A 22,356-nucleotide genomic window follows, 5' to 3' on the forward strand; every position below is an offset into this window, starting at 1 on the left:
GCCCCTTAGCTGCGCGCGCGCTTCAGATCAGGCGGAAGGGCTTCCTCTGCCAGCGAAATGAGCGCTTCTTCCAGCGAGAGGATCTGCTGGCCGTTCGAGCCAAGCCGGCGCAGTGCCACCTTGCGCTCATCAGCCTCCCGCGCGCCGACCACCGCAATGACCGGAACCTTCTGCATGGAATGTTCCCGGACCTTGTAGTTGATCGTCTCATTGCGCCGGTCGACTTCCGCCCGCAGCCCTGCCTTGCGCAGCTCGGCGGCGACTTCTTCGGCATAGCTGCCGGCAGCATCATCGGAGATCGCCGCGACGACGACCTGAACCGGCGCCAGCCAGATCGGGAAAGCCCCGGCGAACTCTTCGATCAGGATACCGATGAAGCGCTCCATGGAGCCGAGGATCGCCCGGTGCAGCATCACGGGGCGCTGCTTGGAGCCGTCAGAAGCTATATACTCAGCCCCCAGACGTTCGGGCAGAACATAATCGAGCTGGAGCGTGCCGCATTGCCAGACCCGGCCGATGGCGTCCGTCAGCTGGAATTCGAGCTTGGGCCCGTAGAAGGCGCCCTCCCCCGGCAGCAGCTCGCAGGGCAGGCCCGCGGCATCGACCGCCGCCTTGAGGCCGGCCTCGGCCCGGTCCCATGTCGCGTCATCACCCGCGCGCACGTCCGGGCGCGTGGAAAGTTTTACCGCGATCTTCTCGAAGCCGAAGTCGCGGTAGACGCTTTCGAGCAGGCGGCAGAACTGGATCGACTCTTCCACAATCTGGTCTTCGCGGCAGAAGATGTGCGCGTCGTCCTGCGTGAACTGGCGCACGCGCATGATGCCGTGAATGGCCCCGTGCGGCTCGTTCCGGTGGCAGCACCCGAACTCGGCGAGGCGCAGCGGCAGGTCGCGGTAGGATTTCTGGCCCGACTTGAACACCTCGACATGCGCCGGGCAGTTCATCGGCTTCAGCGCCATCAGCTTGGCGTCCTCCGGCACGGAGATTTCCACGCCCTCATCGCCCGCCGGAATGAAATCCGGAACGATGAACATGTTCTCGCGATACTTTCCCCAGTGGCCGGACTTTTCCCACTGGACGGAGTCCATCAGCTGCGGCGTCTTGATTTCCTCATAACCCGACGCGTCGAGGCGCCGGCGCATATAGGCCTCGATCTGGCGCCAGACCTGGAAGCCGTTGGGATGCCAGAAGACAGAGCCAGCCGCCGCCATGCCGTCGAGGTGGAAGAGATCAAGTTGCGCGCCGAGTTTCCGGTGATCGCGCTTTTCGGCCTCTTCCAGGCGGTGGAGATGTTCCTTGAGGTCTTTCTCATTCGCCCAGGCCGTGCCGTACATGCGCTGGAGCATCTCGTTGCGATGGTCCCCGCGCCAATAGGCACCGGCAAGCTTCATCAGCTTGAACGCCTTGGGCAGTTTGCCCGTGGACGGAAGATGCGGGCCGCGGCAAAGATCGAACCAGTTGCCTTGTTTGTAAACTGTGATGGCTTCGCCCGGCGGGATGATGTCGTCGATGATCTGGGCCTTGTAGTCTTCGCCGATACGCTTGAACTCCGCGATGGCGGCGTCCTTGTCCCAGACTTCTCGGATGATCGGATAATCGGCGTCGACGATCTCGCGCATCTTGGCTTCGATCTTTTCGAACTCGTCCGTGGAGAAAGGCTCCTTCCGCGCAAAGTCGTAATAGAAGCCGTCATCGATGACCGGGCCGATCGTCACCTGGGCATCGGGATAAAGCTCCTGCACAGCTTGAGCGAGGACGTGGGCGGCGTCATGACGGATGAGCTCGAGACCTTCAGGGTCTCGGTCCGTGATGATGGCGACATTGGCGTCACCTTCCAGCGGGCGGACAAGGTCCCACATCTGGCCGTCAACCTTGGCGGCAAGGGCTTTCTTGGCGAGGGATTTGGAGATCGACTCGGCAACGTCCAGCGGCGAAGCGCCGTCCTGGTATTCGCGTTTCGAGCCATCGGGCAGCGTGACTTGGATCATGGGTCTTTGGTTTCTTTGGCGGGCTGCGGAACGGCATGTTCCTGCAGGAAAATCTGGGAATCCGGCTAAGGTTTCTGGCGGGCCGTGATTAACGCGGCTTTACCGGAAATCCTACCCCGTTTTCAGGGCAGCCGGGACGGCTCATCTTGTGCGGGTGCATGAACGGGGCGCGCTGGCGCGCTTTCAGGAGTGCGTCATGCACCCTGACGAGTTCGCGGGGTCAGCCCGGTGAGAAAGAAACCTGCGTTCATGGGGCTCATATGTCACGCCTCGGGCGGGGTTTCAACCAGGCCGCCGGAACCGTCTCTGGGGCCCGATTTCCAGTCGCCATAGCGCCAGGGCTGCCAGAACGGTACGGCGGGTTTCGTTTCCGGGGGCGGGTCGATGCCATGGCTGCCGCCGGGCCGGCAGCGGATGAAGCGGGCAAGCGCCATCCACCCCCCTGCCCACCAGCCATGCCGGGCGACGCATTCGGCGCCATATTCACTGCAGGTGGGGTGGTGCTGGCAGCGGGCGCCGAAAAGCTGCAGCGCCTGGCTCGGGCCATGCTTGTAGATGGCAAGGAGCACATAGGCCGTGCGCCGGCGCAGGGACATCAGACATCCGCCCGCGCGGCGAGGGCGTGGTCTATGGCGGCCACGGCCGCTTCGAAGGCGAGCAGCGTGGAGGCGTGGCGGGGCGGATAATCGGCCACGGGTTCCAGATGGCGCAGTTCCCAGAAGCGGCCTTCGGGCGGCGGGCCGCCTTCCTTCAGCATGGCGCGCAGCGCCTCAAGGGCGGCGCGGATTTCGCTGACCGTTGCGCCAACCGCATTGGCCGAGAGGATGGAGGTAGCCGCCTGCCCCAGCGCGCAGGCCTTGGGATCAACGGCGATGGCGGTAACTGTCTCGCCGGCCGCATCCAGCGTCAGGGCCACATGCACGGTCGAGCCGCAGACGCGCGAGACTTTCAGCGCCTGCCCCTCCGCGCCCGCAAGCTGGCCGACATTCGGGATGTCGGCAGCGAGTTCGAGGATGCGGTTGTGATAAAGCTCGCTCATGGCTGCCTAGATGGCCCGGCCGGACTTCACCGGCAAGAGGCGAGAAAAAAGGCCTGCCGGGCCGGTCTCTGGAGACACAGGCCGGCAGGCCCAAAGGCGAGAGGTGGAGAAATGAGGCCGAAGGCCATGAGGGGTCGATGCCCGCCCCATGCCCTAGGGTCAACTTAACGATTGGAGAGGCTTGGCAGCCCGTATTTCAGAACGGCCACAGTGCCAGCAATCTGGGCGTAAGGTTCACCACCAGCAGGATGGCCCCGGCAAAGGCGGCCCCGGCCAGCAGCAGCACAAACCCGTCGCGCGCCGTCAGCGCCAGGCCGAACAGCAACACGGTCAGGCTGGGCAGAAGCGGCCCGAGGGGCACGAGACCCAGCGGATAGGTAAGCAGGGCGGCCAGCACGCAGATCACCGCAACGATCTGGAGGAAGGGCGGCTCTGTCAGGAAGGTGAGGCGCGGCTTCACCAGCGCGTCGACCATATGGGCATAGCGTTCCCCGGCCGCGACGCCCTGCACGAGATGGTCCCGCTTGAACTTGATCTCGGTAACCCCCTTGGGCAGCCAGGGATGGTTCAGGCCGAACACGATCTGCAGGGCGAAGGCCAGGATGACGGTTGCGATGAACCAGTTGGCGCCCGGAATGATGGTCAGCGGGCTGACGGCGATGAAGCCCAGCAGCAGGAAAACCGGGCCATGGGCCCGCCGGCCGATCGCCACCAGCAGCTCATGAACGGTCACCTCATCCCCTTCCGTATTGAGGACGAGCGACCGCATCATGGTGCGCAGATTGGTGACAGGAATATCCGTGCCGTTGCGGTTCATGGCAGAGGCGTTTCTGCGCCCGGTGAAGGCGCGCCATACCGTTCGATCTGCGAGCTGACCTGACCGCCACCGGTAAGCGTGATGACATAGAGCCGGTCGAACTCGGCTGCGTCATTGATCGGCGGGCCGGGATCGGCGCCGATCAGGGCGGCCAGAGCGTCAGTCGTGTTGGAATGCCCCACCACCAGCTTTACCCCCGGCGTTGCGGCAAGCTGGCTGCCAAGGGCAGGCAGTTCAGCCGCGTCATAGGTCTGCACCGGCAAGCCGAGAGACGCCGCGAGCGGCGCGGCGGTTTCCTGCGTGCGGCGGGTTGCGGTCGACCATATCTCGGTAACGCCTTCAGCCGACAGGCGTTCCGCCAGCGCAGCGGCCCGCAGGGTGCCAGCGGGCGTCAGGGCCGGATCAGAGCCGGCCTCCTTCTCGCCATGGCGCACCAGGAAAAGCCGGGTCACCGGCTCGGCGGCTGGCTCTGCAGACGCCTCAATAGGGATCATGCAGGCCGATATGAGGCCTGCTGCGACAATTGCCAGAAACCGGCGGCGGATCAGATGCGCCGCCATGTGCTGCCTGCCGGACCGTCCATGATCTCGATCCCCTCTTCTGCCAGCGCCTTGCGGATGCGGTCTGCCTCGGCCCAATCCTTGGCAGCGCGCGCATCAATGCGGGCCTGCACAAGCGCGTCGATGCGGGCGTTCTCGTCCGTATCGCCGCCCTGCTCCCATTCCTTGGGCGTTTTGGTGAGCAGGCCAAGCAGCTTGCCTGCGGCCAGCAGATTTGCCCGCGCGTTTGCCATGCCGGTAGCATCTTTCACATCGGCGGCCGTATTGGCTTCGGTTGCCAGGCGGGAAAGCTCGGCCAGGGCGTCGGGCGTGCCGAGATCGTCCTCCAGCGCTCGCAGCACACCGGTGTCCCGTGCCTCGCCACCTTCCGCCTCCCAGACGCGGCGCAGGGCGCCGTAAATCCGGTCGAGCGTGGTCTTGGCCTGTTTCAGCAGGTCTTCGGTCCAGTCGAGCTGGGCGCGGTAATGCGCCGTCAGCAGCGCAAAGCGCAGCACTTCGCCCGGCCAGGCCTTCAGCAGGTCATGCACGGTCACGATGTTGCCGAGCGATTTCGACATCTTCTCCCCGCCCATGTCGAGGAAACCATTATGCATCCAGTAGCGGGCAAGTTCTTCGCCGTGAGCGCATTCGGACTGGGCAATCTCGTTTTCATGATGGGGGAAGGTCAGGTCCACGCCGCCGCCATGAATGTCGATCGTGCGGCCGAGATGCTTCGCCGCCATGGCCGAGCATTCGATGTGCCAGCCAGGGCGGCCCCGGCCCCAGGGGCTCTCCCAGATCGCGTCTTCAGGCTCGCCCGGCTTGGCGAATTTCCAGAGGGCAAAGTCTGCCGGGTCCTTCTTGTCCTCATCAACCGCCACACGGGCGCCGGCTTCATTATCCTCCGGCTTGCGGCCAGAGAGGCGGCCATAGTCAGGCATGGACGGCACGGAGAACCAGACGCCCGTTTCGCCGACATAGGCGTATTTCTTGCGGACCAGCTTTTCGATCATCTCGATCATCTCCGGCACATGGCCGGTCGCCCAGGGCTCAATGCTGGGCGGGATGACGTTCAGCGCCTGCACGTCCGAATTGTAGATATCGGCATACTTCTTCGTGATCGCAGCAATCGGCTCGCCCGAGGCGAGGCTCGCGGCGATGATCTTGTCTTCGATGTCGGTGATGTTGCGCGCATAGACGACAGCGCGCTCGCCATACTTCGCCATCAGCACCCGCCGCAGCACATCGAACACGACCGGCGGGCGGGCATTGCCGATATGGGCATGGTTATAAACGGTCGGGCCGCAGACATACATCGTGATCCGCTTCGGGTCCTGGGGCTCGAAGACGCGTTTCTTGCGCGCGGCAGTGTCATATATGCGGAGGGTCATCGTATCTCTTGGATCGGGAATGTCGGGGGAGCAGCTCGCGGGCTGGATGTTCCGGGCAGCCCTATGGCCCGTTGCGGCCTCAGCAGCAACAGGGACGGCAGCAGGAATATGCAAACGCGGCGCTCGACATGGGCCGGTGCGTATCACTTTCCGCTGGGAAAGCCAAGAATTCCGTAATCCAACGCCCAGGTTTCCCCGTAGAAAGCGCTGGAAACAGAGACCCGCCGGGCCTATGTATCCTCACATCGCCCTGAGGGTATCAACTCCGGGCGGGCGTTAAGTCCGGGCAAGAAGGCGTCAAAGACCTTCAAGGGATGCCCCGGCTCGACCCCCGTCCCTCAGTGAAGGACAACTGAATTGGCTATGGACGCCGTGACCCCCAAAAAAGATATTCCGCGCGCGGATTCCGTTCGCCGCCCCACCCAGGAAGAGGCCGAAGAAGCCGTCCGCACGCTCATTGCATGGGCTGGCGATGATCCGGCCCGCGAAGGCCTGCTCGACACGCCCAAGCGTGTGGTGAATGCCTACAAGGAGTGGTTTGAAGGCTATGGCGAAGACCCGGTGAAATATCTCAGCCGGACCTTCGAGGATGTGCAGGGTTATGACGACATCGTCATGCTGCGCAACATCGAGGTGGAGAGCCATTGCGAGCACCACATCGCGCCCTTCATCGGCAAGGCTTTCGTAGCCTACAAGCCGTCGAATGCCGTGGTCGGCATTTCCAAGCTGGCGCGTGTTGTCGAGATCTTCGCCAAGCGCCTACAGACGCAGGAAACGATGACGGCGCAGATCTGCGACGCCATCACCGAAAGCCTCGCCCCGATGGGCACCGCCGTCTTCATCGAAGCCGAGCATCAGTGCATGTCGACCCGCGGCGTTCACCACAAGCATGTCACCACGATCACCACGCAGTTTACCGGCGTGTTCAAATCCGACGCTGACCTGCGCAACCGCTTCCTGGCAATGTGCGGCCAGAACAGCTGATCTTTTCAGACGGCTGAAGAATTTTCTGGATACGCCCTGCCTTTCTGGCGGGGCGTTTTCATTTGGGGTCAGGTCAACGCGCCAGCCAGGCGGCGATATCCGCGACGACTTTTTCCGTGCCCGGCTCATCCACGATCCAGTGGGCGTGACCCGGATATTCGATGAAGTCTCCCGGCACGGGGCTGGCAGCATATTTGGCGGCCACCTTGCGCACGGCCTTGGGAAGCGTGGCGCGGTCTTTCCCGGCAGCAATCGTCAGTGTGGGGAGGGTGATCTTCTTTTCGTCTATCTCGATTCCATCGGTGATATCGCCATAGACCCGGCCGGAATCGTAAAGCGCGCCGGCATAGATCTCGTCATGGCGCGCCTTGGGCACGCAGTTGAGCACGCCGTAGCGGAAGCCGGTTTTCCAGACCTTGTGGGCCTTTTTCCGGTCCTGCGACAGGATCACGTTGAAGAAGGTCCAGGCAACAGACGGGCCGATGACCGCGCAGCCTTTGGGCTGGGCGGGCGTCAGGAAGACGGCTTTTGAAACATCGCCGCTTTCCGCCAGGGCCTGCGCGATGAGGCCGCCCATGGAATGTCCGATCACGGCAGGTTTCTGGCCAGTGGCAGCGGTGATGCGCGCCGCCTCGGCCCGCATCGCCTCGATATAATCCTGCAGGCCGAGGTCTGACAGAGTGGCAGGCGGATTTTCCCGCACGCGCCGGTCCGGGAAAAGGGTTGGCGTGTGGCAGGTCCAGCCGCTGGCCTCAAACAGGGGTTTCATCCGGTCCCAGGCTGAGCCGTCGCAGCCCACTCCGTGGATCATCAGAAGATCGCCCATGTCCCCTACCCCTCTCCTGTCAGCCCTGCGGTACCCTGCCCGGCAACACCGGCTCTGTCCACGGCTGGAAGCGGGTCACCACTTCCTGATAGACAGGCCGCTTGAAGGGCACAATCAGGTCCGGCGTTTCCTCCAGCCTTGCCCAGCGCCAGGCGTCAAATTCGGGCGTATGCCGGTCCAGGCGCACATCGCTGTCAGAGCCCTTGAAGCGGAAGGCGAACCATTTCTGCCGCTGGCCGAGATAAGGGCCGGGCATCCGCTTCTTCAGGTCTGGCGGGAAATCATAATAGAGCCAGTCGCTGGTCTCTTCGAGCACATCGACGAGCTTGGCGGGCACGCCGATTTCCTCTTCCAGCTCGCGCAGGGCGCCGGTCAGGGGATCTTCGCCGGGGTCCACCCCGCCCTGCGGCATCTGCCACTGGAAGGGGCCGCGGCCATTGATACGGCGGCCGATGAACACATGCCCCGCCTTCGAGAACATGGCGAGGCCGACATTGGCGCGATAAAGCTGGGGATCGAGTCTGGGCTGGGTCACCCGCCGGTTTTTAGACCAGCCTTGCCTGCGCTGCCAGTGCGAAGCTCGCGGCGCTCGGCCAAAGGCGGGGCGGCAGGCTGTGCCGAGCGGGGCACGAGGGCAGATACCGGCGCCAGCACCAGGCCCTTTTCGTCCAGCGTGTCGATCCAGAGCGAGGCCGCTTCGATGGTCACCGGGAAGGCAAAGCCTGCCCCGATGGCGCCGCCATGCGTCCGGGCGAGGGTTTCAAGCTCCATGAACTCGGCGGCGATGTCCTGCGGGGACTGGCGGGTATCGACCGGGCCGGCCGCGCGCGCAAAGCGCAGGCCCTTGGTATCAGCCACCTGGCCGAAGAAGGCCTTGTGAACGCTGCCATCATCGATGAAGGCAAGGCCGCGCTCGGCCAGCACATCGAAGATCGGCTCAATAGAGCCGGTATCGGCGCTGAACTTGGCGCCCTGATAATTGATGACGCCGAAATAGCCGCTGGCACGGCTCAGCACCTGGTTGAGCTTGGCAAGGTTTGCCTTCTTGTCGGCCCCGGCGATCAGCGTGTCCGGGTGCATCCGCATCCGGCCATATTCATAGGCCTCCATCGGCACTTCGATCAGCACTTCATGGCCATCTGCCCGGGCCATCTTGATCCAGTAATCAAGGCGGCTGGCATCGGGCGCAAAGGACAGGGTGACATCGGCCGGCAGCGCGTCAATCGCCAGCTTGGTCTGGGTGGAGTTGATGCCAAGGCCGCCGATCACGAGCGAGACAACAGGGCGCCCCTCCGGATTGGAGAAGGGCCGGGCATAGATATCGGCAGGCGCCTTGCTGGCGGGCTTGGGCGCGGTCTCGGCAGTGTTGAGTTTGAGGGGCGTGCCGGTAGCCGCAGCCTCTGCAGGCGCGCCGGAAGACACTTCGCCGAAGGACTGGCCTGGCTGCACGAGGCGGCCATTGATCCGGATACCCGCCGCTGGCGCCACGATCGGGCCGCCCTGCCCGCCGGTGATGTCGATGCGCATGCCTTCGCCATCAAGCTCGGTATAGGCCAGGTCCATGCCCCCGGCGACCGGGTAGTCTGCCGGAACATAGTCTTCGTCATAATCGGCGGCGCGGATGCCGGCAAAGGCAGCGCCTCTCTCATCGGCGTCGCCGGAGCTGGTTCCGAACAGCGAAATCGTCTGGCGAGGGCCAGCCGCGGTCGGGTCGGCCGTTATGTGGATGCCTGCGCCCAGCACGACGGCGAGACCGCCAAAGACGCTGAGGCTCATGCCAGCGTGCATGAGGCCGGTCTTCAGCGGTGACGGCTCTGACTGCCGGTAACCCATGTATCGACCTCGCGGAATTCTGATGGCTGCGGAAAAGCAGATTTCAGAATCGCCGCGCAGGGTTAACAGGAGGCAAACATATGCTTACCGCGCCCGAATGAATCGGGACTTTAAGCAGTGGAAATCGTTAACCAGCCTTATCAGCCTGCATGGCAAGGCGAGAAACGGCGGCCTTGCCCTCTTTCACCAGCTGCATCGCCCGCTCGAGTTGGAAGTCTTCGCCCTCATACCCTTCCGGCGGCTGTTCATCCGGCATGCGCAGCTTGGAACGCTCTGCACCAGACTCATTGGCCAGAGCATGGGGCAGATCTGCTTCGGAGAAGCGCTGGATACGGGCGAGTTCTTCCTCGGTCAGGCGCACCTGCGTGATCATGATGTCCGGCTCGATCCCGAGGGCCTGAATGGAGCGGCCCGCAGGCGTGTAATACCGGGCGGTGGTCAGGCGGATGGCGCCGCGCTCAGCCCCCAGGGGGATCACGGACTGGACCGATCCCTTGCCGAAGCTGGTCGTCCCCACAACCAGGGCCCTGCCCCGGTCCTGCAGCGCGCCGGCGACAATCTCGGACGCCGAAGCCGAGCCGCCATTGATCAGCACGACCAGCGGAACGCCCTTGAACACTTCCGCCTTGGTGGCATTGCGGCGTTCAACGTCAATCGGCCGGCGCCCCTGGGTCGAGACAACCTCACCGCCAGCGAGGAAGAAGTCAGACACCTTCACCGCTTCGTCGAGCAGGCCGCCGCCATTATTGCGCAGATCCAGGACGATCCCCGCAGGCTTGGGGCCGATCTCGCGGCTGATCGCCTGCACGGCATCTTCAAGCAGGGTGCCGGTGCGCTCGTTGAAGGTGGAAACACGGATATAGGCGATGTCGCCCGGCTCTTTCTTCCAGGTGACGGATTTCTGCTGCACCACATCGCGCACCAGCTTCACCGGGAACGGGTCCACGCCTTCGCGCAGGATGGTGATCTCGATCTCGGTGCCCTTCTCGCCGCGCATTTCCTTGACCGCGTCGTTCAGCGTCTGGCCCATGATCGGCTTGCCATTGATGGCGGTGATGTAATCGCCCGGCTGGATGCCGGCGCGCTGGGCGGGGGTGTCGTCGATCGGGGAGATGACCTTCACGAAGCCATCTTCCATCGTCACTTCAATGCCAAGGCCGCCATACTCACCGGACGTCTGGACCTGAAGCGACCGGAAATCTTCCGGGTTCATATAGCTGGAGTGCGGGTCGAGCGAGGTCAGCATGCCGTTGATGGCCGACTCCATCGCTTCGCGCTCGTCGATCGGCACGACATAATCCCGCTGCGCGCGCGCGAAGATTTCTGCGAACAGCTCGATCTGCTGATAGGTGGCAACGCGCGGGTCTTCAGGCGGCCGGGTGTCCTGCCCCTGAGGCCAGGCCATCGCCGCAAAACCCACCGCCAGCGCTCCCAGAACTCCACCCAGGGCCGTTCCGGTCAGCAATGAACGCATATTCCACTCCATCATCATCCTCACACGGCGGATCAGCCGCCACGCATCATCCACTCTGCAGGATTAAGCACCCTGTCGCCAAGCCTTAATTCCAGAGTGAGTTCCGGTGGCGGGTCGGTGCGATCAGGCATCAACCCCACCGGCTCACCGGCAGTAACAGACTGGCCTTCGGATACATAAATCCGGCTCATCCCCGTCAGAATAACATGATAGCCGTCGCTTGTACGGAGAATCAGCATCGAACCATAGCTACGGAAGGGCCGGGCATATTCGACGGTGCCACCCACCGGGGCGACAACCTGGGCTTCAGCGCGGGTTTCAAAACTCACCCATTCTGCAGTACTTCCGCCAGAAAGCTTGTCCCCGAAGCGGTTGCGCACATCGCCTGCGACTGGCTGGAGCAGGCTGCCGAGGGCGGCTTTTCCAAGCGGTTTTGACGAAGATTTGATCGGCGCGCTCTTGGTGCTGGGCGGGGCGGACTTCGGAGCCGGCTTCAGCGCGGCCAGTTGCGGGCGCTGTTTGGGCTTGATGCCGGGCGCGGCCGGGGCGCTGGATTCCAGCGCGGCCAGCAGGTCGCGCAGCGTATCGGCTTCCCGGCCAAGCTTTTCGGCTCTGGCCTTGAGGGCTGTGACATCGCCGGCAAGGCCCTCATACTGGCTGCGCTTGGCCGCGGCGAGACGCTCGATTTCCTCTTTTTTCAAGGCGATGGTGGCCTCGGCCGCGTCCAGGCGGGCCTGCTCGGTGCGGATCTGATCTTCCAGCCTGTTGAGCGCGGTGATCTCGCCGGAAATGCGCTGGGCGCGGGCATTGAGTTCGGGCAGCGTTGCCTGCATCAGCACGGCGCGGCGGATGGCGGTGCCGGACTGGCCGGGCGAGACCACCAGCGCAGGCGGGCGGCGCCGGTTGGCGGCGGCGAGCGCGGCGATCAGATCCTCATAAGCGCCTTCATTTTCAAGGAGTTGAGCCGAAGCCTTCTCCCGTTTGACCGACAGGTCGATCAGCGCCTTTTCTGCCGAGACGGCCTGCTCCTCCCGGCGGAGGGCTTCGGCGGCAGCGGCGAGAAGATCCTGGTCCAGCGATTTGAGATCGCGGACGGTGGTTTCGCCAGTAGACTGAAGTTGTTCGAGTTTCTGTTCGGCAGCGCGCTTTTCCTTTTCCAGCGCCTCCAGATCCTGCCGCGTGTAGGTGTCCGGCCCCGCAGCAGTCAGCGCGAGCGCGAGGCAGGAAAGGACAAGCGGTCGGAAAAATCGCATGGCGCCAGAAATGCGCCAGGAGGCGTCACTTTGACGTTAATCGCGGGCCTTTCCGGGGAGTTTCGCCGCCAGAGCCGCGCCAAGCGCGGTCAACTCCCGATCAATCAGGGACAAAAAGAGGACAAATCCGGACACATCGAACGCCGGATGGGTCAAAAGCAGATGGCGAATGACATCCACCGCCACCCGGGCGAATGCGGCGGGGTTTTCCGGCACCGCAAAGCCGAGCCCATGAACGGCGGCATTGCGCATGGCCACAAGCTCCTCAAGCCCGCGCACCTGCGCGCCGGTAAGGTCCAGCCGTTCAGGTGTGTTGAGATGTTCCGAGGATCTTGCCCGGCGCAGCAGCAGGGCAATGGGCGCCACCCGGTCTGACTGGGAGGGGTTGCCGACATCCTCCGGCCGGGCCGAAGCATAGCCCGAAAGCGCGGCGACGAGCGCGGCCTGCAGCGCGCTGACGAGGCCCAGCGCCACCCAGCGCCAGCGCTCTGGCTGGGTGTCTGTTCCGGCAAGCTCCCGGCCGGCCAGGCGCAACGCCTCGAGGGCTGCCTCAAGCGCGTCGGCGATCCTGGTTTCCGGATCGGGGCTGAACTGGCGATCTGTATCCATCAGGCCCCCTGAGTTGCAGGCTCACGCCCGCCTCGCAAGCCCTCCTGCGAAACTGGCTGAGACGAGGCCGATCGTTTCCCTGCCCTGCGCACATCCAGCCGGAACCCTGAAGGACTTCAGACGTTGGAACGGCAAGAGAAAACAAGGAGTTCCCGATGAAGCACATTTCCGCCGCCCTGATTGCCGCCGCCCTCGCCGCCCCGGTTCCGTTTGCCCTGGCCCAGTCTGGCGGCGCAGAGACGATCAGCCGCGAGCAGGCGATCGACATCGCCAGCCAGAAGGGCATGGTGCATGTGCTCGAGATCGAGCTGGATGATGGCGAATGGGAAATCGAAGGCTGCACGGCCGACGGGCGCGAAGTGGAAATCGACGTTCACAGCCGCACCGGAGAGATACTCAAATACGATCTTGATCGTGACACGGATGATGATTGCCTGCGCGTGATGCGCTAGACGCGGGCCGCGCTATTCAAACAGAGCAAGGCGCAGGGGAACCCCTCTGCGCCTTTTGCGTTGCCGGCTCAGCCGCCGCGGCGGGCGCGCCAATCCTCTGCCGATTGGCCGTAGATGTCCCAGACCACATCCTTGAAGGGCGGCGGCGCGGGCACCGTGCGCAGCTTGCGGGAGCCCAGACGCTCCGCGACGCGGATCGAGGGCGCGTTTTCCGCTTCAATACAGTGGATGATGTCCTGCCAACCGAGGACGTCCACCGCATAGTCCATCGCGGCCGAGGCGCCTTCCACGGCATATCCCCTGCCCCAGGCCGATTTCACCAGGCCCCAGCCGACCTCTGTGCCCGGCCAGCCTTCAGGCTGCCACGGCCCGAGCCGGCCGATCCACTGGCCGGTTTCCTTCTCGATCACCGAGAACATGGAAAAGCCCCGGATGGTCCACGCGCCGGTGATGGTGCAGAGGGCACGCCAGACGCTTTCGCGCGGCTGCACCCCGCCGATGAAGCGCGCCGCTTCCGGGTCTGCCGCCAGCGCGCAGAAGCCGTCAAAGTCTTCCGCCTGCGGAGGGCGCAGGATCAGGCGCGGGGTTTCGAGGACGGGCCCTATCGGCATCGCGTCAGACTTTCCGGGACTGCATTACTTCGTGGGCCTGCAGGTTGCGCTCAACCACAGAGACGGCGGCCAGCGCCGCGCGCCAGGGGATCATGTGCGGCCGGGCGAAATGGTCTTCCAGCGCCTGCCAGCTTTCCCAGCGCTCGAGAACGCGCATCAGGCAGGGATCAGCCACATCGAGCGCGTAAGTGTAGGCAAGGCAGCCAGGCTCGGCCCGGCTGGCACTCATCTGGGCGAAGGCCGCGTCGCGGATGCAAGGGAAATCTCCCGCATCCGCAAACCGCACATAGCCTTCGACTATGATCATCGCGGGGCCTAGGCCAGCGACGGATCAATGCCTTTGCAAGCCTCGATCAGGCCGTTCACCGAAGCGACGGACTTTTCGAACATGGCTTTTTCGTCGGCATTGAAGTCGAACTCGACAATCTTTTCAGCGCCGTTTGCGCCGATCAGCGTCGGGACGCCGACATACATGTCCTTCAGGCCGTATTCGCCGGAGAGGTAAGCGGCAACCGGGAGGACGCGCTTCTGGTCGGAAAGGTAGGATTTCGCCATGGCGATGGCCGATTCAGCCGGGGCGTAATAGGCCGAGCCGGTTTTCAGCAGGTTGACGATTTCGCCGCCGCCCTTGCGGGTGCGCTCAACAATCGCATCGAGGTCGCCCTGGCTCATCCAGCCCTGCGCGACGAGCTGCGTCAGCGGCAGGCCGCCAACAGTGGAGTGGCGCACCATCGGCACCATGTCGTCGCCATGGCCGCCGAGGGTCCAGGCGTGGATGTCGGCAACCGACACGCCGGTCTTCTCGGAGAGGAAATAGGCAAAGCGCGAAGAGTCCAGCACGCCGGCCATGCCGACGACCTTGGCCGTGGGCAGGCCGGAGAATTTCTGCAGCGCCCAGACCATCGCGTCGAGCGGGTTGGTGATGCAGATGACGAAGGCGTTCGGGGCGTGGGCCTTGATGCCTTCGCCGACGGCTTTCATGACTTTCAGGTTGATGCCGAGGAGATCATCGCGGCTCATGCCAGGCTTGCGCGGCACGCCGGCGGTGACGATGCAGACATCGGCGCCGGCGATGCCGGCATAGTCATTGACGCCCTTGAGGTTGACCGAGGCGCCATAGACGGGGGTAGATTCGGCAATGTCGAGACCCTTGCCCTGGGGCAGGCCGTCGGCGATGTCGAACAGGATCACGTCACCCAACTCTTCGCGGGCTGCGATGTGGGCCAGTGTACCGCCAATCATGCCGGAGCCGATCAGCGCAATCTTATTGCGGGCCATGTGTTTCTCCTCGGAAAAATGGTCGTGGAAACAAGCTGGCGGACCCCTAGCCGAGCTGGGCGCGCGTTGCAATGCGGCCAAAATGTGAAACGCCCCGCGAGGCACAGCTCGCGGGGCGTTTTTTTTTAAGGGGGTGTTCCCTGCCCGTCAGTCGCGCGAGAGCAGCGACATCAGGATCGTGAACATGTTGTAGAACATGATGAAGAAGTTGAGAGCGCCCCAGTTCGTCATCACGGCGAGGGAGCGGGTGTTTCCCTCATTGGCGAAGTAGCCCTCTTTCAGTTCCTGCGTCTGGAAGGCAACGAGCACGCCAGAGATGCCGAGCACGGCGACCTGGACGATGACTTCGAACATGCCCGAAGGCGGGAACAGGAAGCTCAGCAGCGAGATACCCACCACGCCCCACAGCGCGAAGACGGCGATGATGCCGATCGGGCGGAGGTTTGTCTTGGTGGTGTAGCCGAACAGGCTGAGCGCGCCGAAGGCAGAGGCCGTCAGCAGGAAGGCTTTCGTCATCGTCGTGAAGGTGACGTTGAGCGCCGCGCCGCCCCGTGTGGTCACGCCGGTCTGCGCGGCCGCCATGGCCACCCAGATGGACAGACAGACGCCGAGCATGACCACGATGGTCCAGTAAAGAATACCGGTTGCCAGCGGGGACGGGTTCCGCATCAGGAAGGCTGAGCCCAGGATCAGCGCCAGCGGGCCGAACTGGAACAGGTAGAAGAGTGGCGTGCCGAGAAGCAACTGCGTCAGGCCAGGCACGAGGCCCGAACCGACGAGGAAGGCAACGCCGCCAGACAGAGCGATGCCGAGCGCAAGCTTCTGATATACACCCAGCATGAAGGTCCGCAGACCAACATTGACTGAGGTGTCCATCGAGCGAACATCGACCGCGCCGAAGCCCCGGTTGAATTCGTTCATGATTTTCAAGTCCTTTCTTGTGAACCCGGCAACCCGAGGGTGCCGTTCACTGCTGAATATGGGCATTTCGCCTTCGCTCCGCAACAAAAACCGGGATGAAGCGTTCAGTTTAGCAATTGCGCAGGCACACCAACTCTTCCGGACGGGGCTCTATCGGCAATAAACCAAAAGTATTTATTGTAATGATGCTTGATGTATTGAAATATAATATGTCTAGATTTTGATTTTTATTTCAATGCCTCAATCCATCCCGATTTTGTCCAAATGTAGCCGTGCCCGCCATTTAAGTATCATTGACTCGGCACGGGCGAGGGTTAAACCTCTCCGTGTGGAGAACCTCCATCAGGAGGCGTTCCATCAAATGAGAAGGGGAAACTCATGGCTGATGCTTCTGCTTATGCTGAGAACATCAAGAAATACAGTAAAGGGTACAATCAGGCGGCTGCCGAGAAGATTGTAGGCCATCTGGGGATCGCGCTGCGCAACAAGGACAGCTCGATCGTCGCCTGCACGGACTCGGGCGAACTTGACCGTGTGCGTGAGAAATGGTGCCGCGGAAAGCTGGGTCTGGCGCACAAGCAGCAGGAGCTCGATGCCGCGATCCAGTCCGTCTGCGAAACGATGAAGGCCGAAGGGGGCCAGAAATCGCGCGTGACCTTTTATTATCTCCTGGCGGAGCATTTCGGCCGCCTGGAGGCTCTTTCCGGTTGAAATCCTGACTGAAAAGCCCGCCCGGCCACCGGCGCGGCTTTTCATGACCGGAGCAGTGTGGTGAACAGGCGGAATGTACCGCTTGTTCGCTGCCCTTCCCGTTCCGCCGGAGATATCGGCACCCCTGCGCAAGCTGCAGAAGGATCTGCCCGGCGCCAGCTGGCGGCCGGAAGAGAATTTCCATGTGACGCTGTGTTTCTATGGTGAGCTTTCCGAGAATCAGGCCCGCGATCTGGACGAGCTACTGGCCGAGATCGAGGCGGACGCCTTTGACCTGCGCGTAGAAGGCATGGGCTGGTTTGGCCGGCGCGAACCGAGCGCCGTCTGGGCCCGGATCGGCGAGAGCGACGAACTGCGCGCGCTGGCCAGCCAGTGCGAACGCGCCGCGCGCCGGCTTGGCATCCCGCTCGAGAAGCATCCCTTCACGCCGCATATCACGCTGGCTTATCTGCACGGCACACCGCTCGACACGGTGAGGGACTGGACAGAGGCCCACCAGGCCCATCGCAGCGCGCCCTTCCGCGCCCGCCTGTTCCATCTCTATGCCAGCGTGCCCCGCCGCAGCGGCGGCCCGTCCCGCTACGACCCCATGGCCGACTACCCCCTGCGCGACCTGCACGCCGGCTTCGACTGAACAAACGGCGCTTGGCCGGACTCGACCTCCTCGCAACCGGTTGTGCTGTAAAGGCGCGCAAACATCCTGATCCGTTCCCGGATCAGGACGCCCTTAATGCCCGGCCTTGAGTTGGGCTGACTTGATCTTCTTGGCGAGCGACCATTTGTGTACCTCGGTCGGACCATCATAGATCCGGAAGGCGCGCACTTCGCGGAACAGCTGTTCAACAATCGTGTCGCGCGAAACACCCAGCCCGCCCATCACCTGCACGCACCGGTCAGCCACCCGGAACAGCGCCTCGGAAACGGCCACCTTCGCCATAGAGCTTTCGACATTGCCATTCTCGCCCGCGTCGAGCGCATCTGCGCACCAGTCGATCATCAGCTCGGCCTGCTTCAGCTCGATCTGGTTTTCCGCCAGCATGAAGCCAACGCCCTCATGATCGATCAGCAACTTTCCGAAAGCCTTCCGTGTGCAGGCATAATCCGTGGCAATCTCCTGCGCCCGCGTCGCCACACCGTGCCAGCGCATGCAATGGGAAAGCCGCGCCGGCGCGAGGCGGATCTGCGCATAGCGAAACCCCTCGCCGGGGTTGCCCAGCATGTCCGCCTGCGGAACACGCAAATTCTCGATCATCACCTGCGCGTGGCCGCCCGGCATGGAGCTGTCGATGGTATCGAGCAGGCGCTCGATGCGGATCGCCGGGTTCGGCAGGTCCACAAGGAACATGCACGCGCCCTCTTCTGCCTTCGCCATCACGATGCCGACCGAGGCCCCGTCCGCCCCGGTGATGAAGGTCTTGCGGCCATTGATCACCCAATGGTCCCCGTCCTTCACGGCGGTCGTCTTCATCATCGATGGGTCAGACCCTGCCCCGTCTTCACCCGCAGGCTCTGTCATGAAAAAAGCCGAGCGCGCCTCACCTGAGACCAGCGGTTCCAGAAAGCGCGCCCGCTGCGCATCGGTCGCCACCTTGCCCAGCAGGAACATGTTGCCTTCGTCCGGCGCGCCAGTATTGCAGGCCACGGGCCCAAGCGGAGACAGCCCCGTCTTCTTCAGCACATGCGCGGTGCCCCGCTGCGAGAGATGGCTTTGATCGGGCAGGATGTGCGGCGTCATCACGCCGGCGGCCCGGGCCTTTTCCCGCAGCTCCACCACCAGCTCCGGTGAGGGGCCATGTTCTTCCAGACGCGGGTCGCGCTCATATGTGGCCACCACTTCGCGCACGAACTTCTCGACGCGTTCGCCAATCTCGATGGCGAGGGCCTGATCGGGGTAAGACATGGTGCCGCTCCTTCTGCCGGTGAATTCCGGGCAGACCTATGGCACCCCTGCGCGGCCCTTGCACCCCGGCGGAGTGCCGCTTGCCGCCACGTCATGACGCATCCTGGAGGTCGCTGATCCGCTCTTTCGAAGGCATCGCGCTTTTCAGCGCATCGCGCGCCGGGGTGCCGGGAAAGGCTCACCCCGTCATATTCTTCACCATCCGGTCAGCACATTCAGATTTTCGCCGGCCGCTGCAATCACGGTCTCGATTCTATGCGCTAACGTATTGTTTTTGGGATATTATATACCGCTTCAAACCATCTCGGACCGTCTGAAACGCTCGGACCTGGCCGGACTCGAAGTTGCCGCAAGTTCCTGTTCTGTAATGGAAAAATCCGACCCTTGAGTCTGGGCCATCAAAAATGCCAACAACATTTTATCGTTATTCGGTATGAGTCCCGATTTTGTCAGAATTCCTGTGGAAAACGTCAGTCTATCTCAGTTCTACCGGGCCGTCACTGGTTAGCTGATATGTCCGAAAGAAGCGCTTCAGCCTGAGCCAAGACACCCTGCACGGCGGCCTCTTCCAGATCGGGCGGATAGCCGTACTGGCGGAGGATTCGTTTCACGAGGACGCGCAGTCGGGCACGGGCGGAGTCCCTGTGTGCCCAATCGATGGTGACATTGGCCTTGAGGCTTGTGAGGATCTGGTGGGCGATCACCTTGAGCTGGTCATTGCCGAGGACTTCCACCGCGCTCTGGTTTTCCGCGAGGGCGTCATAGAAAGCGATCTCGTCCTGGGAGAGGCCGGTCTCCTCCCCCCGCCGCCTCGCCTCGCGGATTTCCCTTGCCAGCTCAATAAGGCCCTGGATGACCTCCACCGTGCTGATGGCGTTGGTGTGGTAGCGCGCGATGGCTTCTTCGAGGCGCTCTGAGAACTTCCTGGTCTCCACCACATTGCTCCGGCTGCGGGAGCGGATCTCGTCATTGAGGAGCTTCCTGAGGGCCACCAGGGCGAGGTTCTTCTTCTCCATCTGGCTGATCTCGGCGAGGAACTCGTCAGAGAGAATGGAGATGTCCGGCGAGGAGAGCCCGGCAGCCGAGAGGATGTCCACGATCTCGGTGGAGGCTACCGCATTGTTGACGATCTGGCGGATGGCCAACTCGCGATCAGCTGCTGTCCGGCCGCCTGTGTCAGCCGTCTTGACCATCGCGGCGCGCACCGTCTGGAAGAAGCCCACCTCATCCCGGACCTCGCGGGCCTCATCACTGGCAGAGCTGAGGGCGAAGGCCTTGGTGAGGGCGAGCACGGCATCCTGGAAGCGCCTGTGAGCCGCCTTGCGGGCTTCCTGGTCGGTCTCACGGCGGGCCGCTTCTTCCTGCTTCGACAGGATCCAGTCCAGCGCCTCCGCCAGCGCCACGAGGCGTTGCTGCGGCGTGCCTTCAAGCCCGGTCGTGTAGTCAAATCCATGGAACATGGCGCGGACGACATCGAGACGCTCCAGCAGGGCCGCTATGGCCTCGCCTTCATCAATGCCGGTCTGCTCCTGGTCCGTGGCCGAGTATTGGCCGAGGGCCGATTTGAGGTTCTGGGCAATGCCGATGTAGTCCACGATGAGGCCTGCGGGCTTGTCGCGGAACACCCGGTTGACGCGCGCGATCGCCTGCATCAGCCCGTGCCCGCGCATCGGCTTGTCGATATACATGGTGTGCATCGAGGGCGCGTCGAAGCCGGTGAGCCACATGTCGCGCACCAGGACGAGCTTGAGGGGATCCCTGGGATCCTTCGCCCGCCTCGCCAGGAGATCCCGCCTGCCCTTCCCGCCAATATGGGGCTGCCAGTCTTCCGGGTCAGACGCCGAGCCCGTCATGACGACCTTGACCACGCCTTCGGCGTCATCGTCCGAGTGCCACTCCGGACGCAGGCGGACAATCTCCTTGTAGAGATCAACGCAGATGCGGCGGCTCATGCAGACAGCCATCGCCTTGCCGTCCATCGATTGCACGCGGGCTTCAAAGTGGGCCACGAGATCTTCCGCAACCATCCGCAGGCGCTTCTCGGAGCCCACGAGCGCCTCGACGGTCGACCATTTGCGCTTCAGGCGCTCCTGCTCGCTTTCCGCCTCTTCTTCGGTCAGCTCCTCGATCTCAGCGTCTACCTTGGGCTTTTCCTCATCAGGCAGCTCAATGCGCGCCAGGCGGCTCTCATAGTAGATCGGGACGGTGGCGCCATCCTCCACCGCGCGGCTGATGTCGTAGACGTCGATATAGTCCCCGAACACAGCCGGGGTGTTCACATCATCCTTCTCGATGGGGGTGCCAGTGAAGCCGATGAAGGAGGCGTTCGGGAGCGCGTCGCGCAGGTGCTTGGCAAACCCGTAGGCCACCTCGCCGGTCTTCTCGATGCGCGCCTTGAAGCCGTACTGGCTGCGGTGCGCCTCATCTGCCATGACGACCACGTTGCGGCGGTCTGTCAGCATCGGATAGGCCTCACCCTTCTCCGGGGCGAACTTCTGGATGGTGGTGAAGATCACGCCGCCCGAGGCCCGCGCCAAAGCCTTCTGGAGGTCTTCCCGGCTCTCTGCCTGAATAGGTGTCTGGCGGATCAGGTCGCGGCACATGGAGAAGGTCGCGAACAGCTGGTCGTCGAGATCGTTGCGATCGGTGATGACGACAATGGTGGGGTTTTCCATCGCCGGTTCACGCACCAGCTGGCCCGCATAGAAGGCCATCAGGAGGCTCTTGCCGGAGCCCTGGGTGTGCCAGATGACGCCGATGCGACGGTCTCCCTTAGGGTGGCTGGCAGCGCCTGGTAGTCCGTGATCGGCGGGATCCTCCGAGACGCCCCGGCGCCCTGCCGCAGAGGGACTTACCGCGCCTGTATCTGCCAGGGCCCGCAGCGTGGAGGCCACAGCCCGCTTCACGGCGTGAAACTGGTGATAGCCTGCGAGGATCTTGGCGGTGCCTCCCGGCGTCTCTCCGAAGACGGTAAAGTCTCTCAGCAGGGACAGAAGACGGCGGCGCTCAAACACGCCCTCGATCAACACCGACATCTCCGGCGCGCCCTTGGGAGCGATCTTCGCGCCGTCCGTGGTGCGCCAGGGCATGAAGCGTTCCAGGTCTGCTGTGAGGGAGCCGACGCGCGCCTGCATGCCGTCTGTGGTCACCAGGAGCGCATTGGCGCGGAAGAGCGAAGGGATTTCCCGCTTGTAGGTCTGCAGCTGGTTGTAGGCCGCGCCGAGCGTCGCGTTCTCTGCCCCCGGCTTTTTTACCTCGATGACGGCGACGGGAAGGCCATTGAGAAACACCACGACATCCGGGCGGCGCTTGTTGCGGTTCTCGATGACCGTGAACTGCGAGATGGCGAGCCAGTCATTCTGCCGGTCGTCCGCATCCACAAGGCGCACAGCGTCGCCCCGAATGGTGCCATCCTCGGCGCGGTATTCCACGGGCACGCCTTCCAGCATCATCCTGTGTAGGCGCCGGTTCTCCTCCGTGAGCGATGGCCGCTCCACCGAGAGGATCTTCCGCAGGGCTTCCTCGCGGGTCTCCTCAGGGATCTGAGGGTTCAGCCGCGCGATCGCCTCCCTCAGACGGCGGATGAGGACGGTGTCTCCATAGGCGTCCCGTTCCGGGTTGGGACCATCGGGGCCGGATACCGTGTCGACGAGGCATTGATAGCCAAGGCCCCCGAACTGATCGAGGAGGATGACTTCGACTTCGGCTTCGGTCAGGGTAGCCATCAACG

22 protein-coding genes are annotated in these 22,356 nt (G+C 63.3%); 4 read left to right on the plus strand and 18 right to left on the minus strand.

Features of this window, described 5'->3' with window-relative positions; genetic code table 11:
* Positions 1-5: 5 nt before the first annotated feature.
* From thrS to cysS, 6 genes are all read right to left on the minus strand, one after another.
* Entirely contained in the window at positions 6-1,988 is a 1,983-nt protein-coding gene (thrS, locus tag C0456_RS11330; RefSeq protein ID WP_291051916.1) for a threonine--tRNA ligase, read from the minus strand.
* A 263-nt stretch (positions 1,989-2,251) separates the two neighbouring features.
* Complete coding sequence (gene yidD / locus C0456_RS11335) at positions 2,252-2,584, minus strand: membrane protein insertion efficiency factor YidD (RefSeq protein WP_291051919.1); 333 nt, start codon at positions 2,582-2,584, stop codon at positions 2,252-2,254.
* Positions 2,584-3,027 carry an iron-sulfur cluster assembly scaffold protein gene (locus tag C0456_RS11340; RefSeq protein WP_291051922.1) on the minus strand — a complete coding sequence of 148 codons (444 nt, stop codon included), beginning with the start codon at positions 3,025-3,027 and terminating at the stop codon, positions 2,584-2,586. Before C0456_RS11340 ends, yidD begins: the two co-directional genes overlap by 1 nt.
* 196 nt (positions 3,028-3,223) lie before the next feature.
* Entirely contained in the window at positions 3,224-3,844 is a 621-nt protein-coding gene (locus C0456_RS11345; protein ID WP_291051925.1) for an exopolysaccharide biosynthesis protein, read from the minus strand.
* The gene (locus tag C0456_RS11350) at positions 3,841-4,338 is read right to left on the minus strand and encodes a histidine phosphatase family protein (protein WP_291051928.1); all 498 of its coding nucleotides are present in this window, start codon (positions 4,336-4,338) and stop codon (positions 3,841-3,843) included. The genes C0456_RS11345 and C0456_RS11350 overlap by 4 nt, the downstream gene beginning before the upstream one ends.
* Before the next feature lie 50 nt (positions 4,339-4,388).
* On the minus strand, positions 4,389-5,774 hold the full coding sequence (cysS, locus tag C0456_RS11355) for a cysteine--tRNA ligase (RefSeq protein ID WP_291051930.1): 1,386 nt from the start codon (positions 5,772-5,774) through the stop codon (positions 4,389-4,391).
* A gap of 363 nt (positions 5,775-6,137) precedes the next feature.
* Here cysS and folE point away from each other — a divergent pair, with 363 nt between their 5' ends.
* Positions 6,138-6,758, plus strand: coding sequence for a GTP cyclohydrolase I FolE (folE, locus tag C0456_RS11360; RefSeq protein WP_291051932.1), 621 nt, complete (start codon positions 6,138-6,140; stop codon positions 6,756-6,758).
* Between the two features lie 73 nt (positions 6,759-6,831).
* On the opposite strand, the gene C0456_RS11365 is transcribed toward folE, so the two are convergent.
* From C0456_RS11365 to C0456_RS11390, 6 genes are all read right to left on the minus strand, one after another.
* Positions 6,832-7,584 (minus strand): alpha/beta fold hydrolase, encoded by a 753-nt coding sequence (locus C0456_RS11365; RefSeq protein WP_291051934.1) that lies wholly within the window; start codon positions 7,582-7,584, stop codon positions 6,832-6,834.
* Between the two features lie 19 nt (positions 7,585-7,603).
* Positions 7,604-8,119, minus strand: a complete 516-nt coding sequence (locus tag C0456_RS11370; RefSeq protein ID WP_291051937.1) for an RNA pyrophosphohydrolase — start codon at positions 8,117-8,119, stop codon at positions 7,604-7,606.
* The gene (locus C0456_RS11375; protein WP_291051940.1) at positions 8,116-9,360 is read right to left on the minus strand and encodes a divergent polysaccharide deacetylase family protein; all 1,245 of its coding nucleotides are present in this window, start codon (positions 9,358-9,360) and stop codon (positions 8,116-8,118) included. Before C0456_RS11375 ends, C0456_RS11370 begins: the two co-directional genes overlap by 4 nt.
* Positions 9,361-9,544: 184 nt before the next feature.
* Positions 9,545-10,891 (minus strand): S41 family peptidase, encoded by a 1,347-nt coding sequence (locus C0456_RS11380; protein WP_291051943.1) that lies wholly within the window; start codon positions 10,889-10,891, stop codon positions 9,545-9,547.
* A gap of 32 nt (positions 10,892-10,923) precedes the next feature.
* The gene (locus C0456_RS11385) at positions 10,924-12,144 is read right to left on the minus strand and encodes a peptidoglycan DD-metalloendopeptidase family protein (RefSeq protein WP_291051946.1); all 1,221 of its coding nucleotides are present in this window, start codon (positions 12,142-12,144) and stop codon (positions 10,924-10,926) included.
* A gap of 36 nt (positions 12,145-12,180) precedes the next feature.
* Positions 12,181-12,753 carry a hypothetical protein gene (locus C0456_RS11390; RefSeq protein WP_291051949.1) on the minus strand — a complete coding sequence of 191 codons (573 nt, stop codon included), beginning with the start codon at positions 12,751-12,753 and terminating at the stop codon, positions 12,181-12,183.
* A 155-nt stretch (positions 12,754-12,908) separates the two neighbouring features.
* Between C0456_RS11390 and C0456_RS11395 the strand changes: the two genes are divergently transcribed.
* On the plus strand, positions 12,909-13,205 hold the full coding sequence (locus C0456_RS11395; RefSeq protein ID WP_291051951.1) for a PepSY domain-containing protein: 297 nt from the start codon (positions 12,909-12,911) through the stop codon (positions 13,203-13,205).
* Positions 13,206-13,273: 68 nt separating this feature from the next.
* On the opposite strand, the gene C0456_RS11400 is transcribed toward C0456_RS11395, so the two are convergent.
* The 4 genes from C0456_RS11400 to C0456_RS11415 all read right to left on the minus strand — a co-directional run bounded on the left by C0456_RS11400 (position 13,274) and on the right by C0456_RS11415 (position 16,015).
* On the minus strand, positions 13,274-13,816 hold the full coding sequence (locus C0456_RS11400) for a GNAT family N-acetyltransferase (RefSeq protein WP_291051954.1): 543 nt from the start codon (positions 13,814-13,816) through the stop codon (positions 13,274-13,276).
* Positions 13,817-13,820: 4 nt separating this feature from the next.
* Positions 13,821-14,123, minus strand: coding sequence for a putative quinol monooxygenase (locus C0456_RS11405; RefSeq protein ID WP_291051956.1), 303 nt, complete (start codon positions 14,121-14,123; stop codon positions 13,821-13,823).
* A gap of 8 nt (positions 14,124-14,131) precedes the next feature.
* Positions 14,132-15,094, minus strand: a complete 963-nt coding sequence (mdh, locus tag C0456_RS11410; RefSeq protein WP_291051958.1) for a malate dehydrogenase — start codon at positions 15,092-15,094, stop codon at positions 14,132-14,134.
* 147 nt (positions 15,095-15,241) lie between these two features.
* Positions 15,242-16,015 (minus strand): Bax inhibitor-1/YccA family protein, encoded by a 774-nt coding sequence (locus tag C0456_RS11415; RefSeq protein ID WP_291051960.1) that lies wholly within the window; start codon positions 16,013-16,015, stop codon positions 15,242-15,244.
* Positions 16,016-16,393: 378 nt separating this feature from the next.
* On the opposite strand from C0456_RS11415, the gene C0456_RS11420 reads away from it, so the two are divergent.
* Both C0456_RS11420 and thpR read left to right on the plus strand, forming a co-directional pair.
* Positions 16,394-16,726 (plus strand): DUF2853 family protein, encoded by a 333-nt coding sequence (locus C0456_RS11420; protein WP_291051963.1) that lies wholly within the window; start codon positions 16,394-16,396, stop codon positions 16,724-16,726.
* Between the two features lie 73 nt (positions 16,727-16,799).
* Complete coding sequence (thpR, locus tag C0456_RS11425) at positions 16,800-17,360, plus strand: RNA 2',3'-cyclic phosphodiesterase (protein ID WP_291051966.1); 561 nt, start codon at positions 16,800-16,802, stop codon at positions 17,358-17,360.
* A gap of 93 nt (positions 17,361-17,453) precedes the next feature.
* Here thpR and C0456_RS11430 read toward each other — a convergent pair whose 3' ends face one another.
* Together C0456_RS11430 and C0456_RS11435 are read right to left on the minus strand one after the other, a co-directional pair.
* Positions 17,454-18,626 (minus strand): acyl-CoA dehydrogenase, encoded by a 1,173-nt coding sequence (locus tag C0456_RS11430; protein ID WP_291051968.1) that lies wholly within the window; start codon positions 18,624-18,626, stop codon positions 17,454-17,456.
* Positions 18,627-19,123: 497 nt separating this feature from the next.
* On the minus strand, positions 19,124-22,351 hold the full coding sequence (locus C0456_RS11435; RefSeq protein WP_291051970.1) for a type I restriction endonuclease subunit R: 3,228 nt from the start codon (positions 22,349-22,351) through the stop codon (positions 19,124-19,126).
* Positions 22,352-22,356: the final 5 nt, after the last annotated feature.

It is taken from the genome of Hyphomonas sp. (assembly GCF_013823385.1).
In the GTDB taxonomy this organism is placed as follows: Bacteria; Pseudomonadota; Alphaproteobacteria; order Caulobacterales; family Hyphomonadaceae; genus Hyphomonas.